The organism is Bifidobacterium sp. POST2/T3 (B1), assembly GCF_058197115.1.
In genome coordinates this window covers 1-2,509 of sequence record NZ_JBVPQK010000380.1, presented here as the reverse complement: position 1 = coordinate 2,509, position 2,509 = coordinate 1, and the positions used below count along the sequence as shown (strand labels likewise).

The following is a 2,509-nucleotide window of genomic DNA, read 5'->3' as shown; positions in this document are numbered from 1 at the left end:
AAGAACGTGATCGGCCTGGTCTTCCAGAAGTTCTACCTGGTCCCGCATCTGACCGCCCTGGAGAACGTCATGGTGGCCCAGTACTACCACTCGGTGGTGGACGAGGACCAGGCCATGAAGGCTCTGGACCGGGTGGGTCTGGCGGATCGGGCCCGCCACCTGCCCAGTCAGCTTTCGGGTGGCGAACAGCAGCGGGTCTGCGTGGCCCGGGCGCTGATCAACGAGCCCAAGCTGATCCTGGCTGACGAGCCCACTGGCAACCTGGACGAGGCCAATGAGCGGATTGTGCTGGACCTCTTTAGGCAATTGCATGACCAGGGAACCTCCCTGATTGTGGTCACCCACGATGCCCTGGTGGCCTCCTGCGCCCAGCGGGAGATCATGCTCAACCACGGTGTGCTGGCCGGCGAGCAGTGGAATGATGAGGAGGCCAAGCGGGCCTACCTTGCTGCCGGAGGCCGTCCGGCCTTCAGTGGAACTCCTGTCGATTCCGGGGACCAGGATATTCCGGTGGGCTTTCATGACCCCACCAAGACGGCCAAGACCGGCGGCTCCCTGCCGGGATCGGCTGCTGATGCAGAAGGAGGGCGTTGAAATGGCTAAAAGCAAGTCTCGGGGACTGGCCACGGCCTCGGCAACCCTGGCGACCCTTGTGGCGGTCGGCTCCCTCCTGGGCGGCTGTGGAAGTCAGCAGGCCAAGCCCATGGACGACGAGTTCGCCGGATCGGGCGCAGAGTCCAGCTCTGCGCCAGAGTCAGGAGCCGACTCTGCGGGCGAAGGTAATCCCACCGCCGTCTCCCGTGATGGACTGCCGACCGCCCCGGCTGACACGGGCAACTATCACGATGGCACCTACGCCCTGACGGGCAAGTACGGGCATGACGGGGCTGACAGCATTGATGTGGATCTGGACCTGTCGGGAGGCCAGGTGACGCGGGTTCAGGTTCAGGGGCATTCGGACTCGCCCATTTCGCGTGGTCATATGGAACGCTTTGCCAAGGCTGTGCCTGGAGTAGTCCAGGGGCGTCCGCTCAAGGACCTCAAGGTGGACAAGGTGGCTGGGGCCAGCTGGACCTCGGATGCCTTCAACAAGGCCTTGGATCTGGCTCGGCTGGAAGCTTCGGCGGACAGGTCTTCCTGAGAACCGGGCCGTACGGGTGGCAGAAACAAAAAGGGGCGAGGATTTGATTCCTCGCCCCTTTTCAAGCCTTTATACTACCTACTACCGATTCCACCAGGGCCGCAGCGGATAGGTGTCCGTGCCGGTTTCAGGATCAGGCTTGATGCACTGGAACTGGTGTATCTGAATGTTGTCGAGCTCGAAGTTGAGCCGCGCGCCGGCCATGTACAGACCCCAGAGACGCGCCTTGGGCTCGCCCACCATGGGCTTGGCCTGGCCCCAATGCTCCTGGAGGTTCTCGGTCCAGTGCTTGAGGGTCAGCGCATAGTGCTGACGCAGGTTCTCCTGGGTGATGACCTCGAAGCCGGTGTCCTGGATGGCGAGTTCGATCTCGGCCGGGCTGGCCAGCTCACCGTCGGGGAAGATGTAGCGGTCGATGAATCCGCCGGCCCGCTTGTGGTCGTGGGAGTTGGTGCGGGTGATCTGGTGGTTCAGCAGGATGCCGCCCGGACGCAGCTTGTCCATCATCTCCTTGAAGTAGGAGGGGTACTGCTTGTAGCCCACATGCTCCATCATGCCGATGGAGCAGATTCCGTCGAAGCCGGACTCGGGCACGTCGCGGTAATCCATCAGCCTGACCTCGGCCAGATCCTGCAAGCCCTCCTGGCGGATCCAGTTCTGGGCCCACTCGACCTGCTCCTCAGCCAGGGTCACGCCGATGACGTGGATGCCGCGACGGGCGGCTGCGATCTCCATGGAGCCCCAGCCGCAGCCCACGTCCAGCAGACGGTCACCCTCGTTCAGGTGCATCTTGTCCAGGACCATGTTGAGCTTGTGCCACTGAGCGTCCTCCAGACTGTCTTCCGCTTTCTCGAAGACGGCGCAGGTGTAGGTCATGGAGGAGCCTAGGAAGAGCCGATAGAAGTCGTTGGACTGGTCGTAATGGTAGCTGACGGTGGCTGCGTCTCCACGGCGGGTGTGGGGGCGGATGCCTTCGGTCAGTCGCTTGGCCAAGGAAGGTCCCTCGATGGCCGGCGGCTCGGGCACGCGCACCCCATGCGAGAAGACGGCTCCAGCCGCCCGGGCCAGCTCCATCTTGCTGGGATGCTTGACGAAGTGCTTGAGGCCCATCAGTTCCTTGAGAACCTGGTAGGGGTTGCCTGGCAGCAACTCGGGAGAATCCAGATCGCCCTGCAGGTAGGCGCGGGCCAGACCCAGGTCGTTGGGATTTTCCGTGATGTAGTACATGGCACGGGAATTCTTGACTTCCAGATGCAGTGGCGCTTGGTCCTGCCCGAAGACCGACCCATCGAAGGCGGTCACCTGCACAGGCGCGTCAGGGGTGAGGAAGAGCCCGATCATCTCGGCTACAGTCATCTTGCTTTTGGC

3 protein-coding genes are annotated in these 2,509 nt (G+C 62.8%); 2 read left to right on the top strand and 1 reads right to left on the bottom strand.

Annotation, left to right across the window (positions count from 1 at the left end; translation table 11 throughout):
* Positions 1 to 594 (top strand): ABC transporter ATP-binding protein (locus AC0AP0_RS11865; RefSeq protein WP_490430612.1); only part of this gene is annotated, 594 nt, incomplete at its 5' end.
* A 1-nt stretch (position 595) separates the two neighbouring features.
* Positions 596 to 1,141, top strand: coding sequence for an FMN-binding protein (locus AC0AP0_RS11860; RefSeq protein ID WP_490430611.1), 546 nt, complete (start codon positions 596 to 598; stop codon positions 1,139 to 1,141).
* 81 nt (positions 1,142 to 1,222) lie between these two features.
* Here AC0AP0_RS11860 and AC0AP0_RS11855 read toward each other — a convergent pair whose 3' ends face one another.
* On the bottom strand, positions 1,223 to 2,497 hold the full coding sequence (locus tag AC0AP0_RS11855) for a class I SAM-dependent methyltransferase (RefSeq protein WP_490430613.1): 1,275 nt from the start codon (positions 2,495 to 2,497) through the stop codon (positions 1,223 to 1,225).
* Positions 2,498 to 2,509: the final 12 nt, after the last annotated feature.

Coding starts and splice junctions, on each gene's coding strand:
- AC0AP0_RS11860 (WP_490430611.1), top strand. CDS start 596: ATGGCTAAAAGCAAGTCTCGGGGACTGGCCACGGCCTCGGCAACCCTG.
- AC0AP0_RS11855 (WP_490430613.1), bottom strand. CDS start 2,497: ATGACTGTAGCCGAGATGATCGGGCTCTTCCTCACCCCTGACGCGCCT.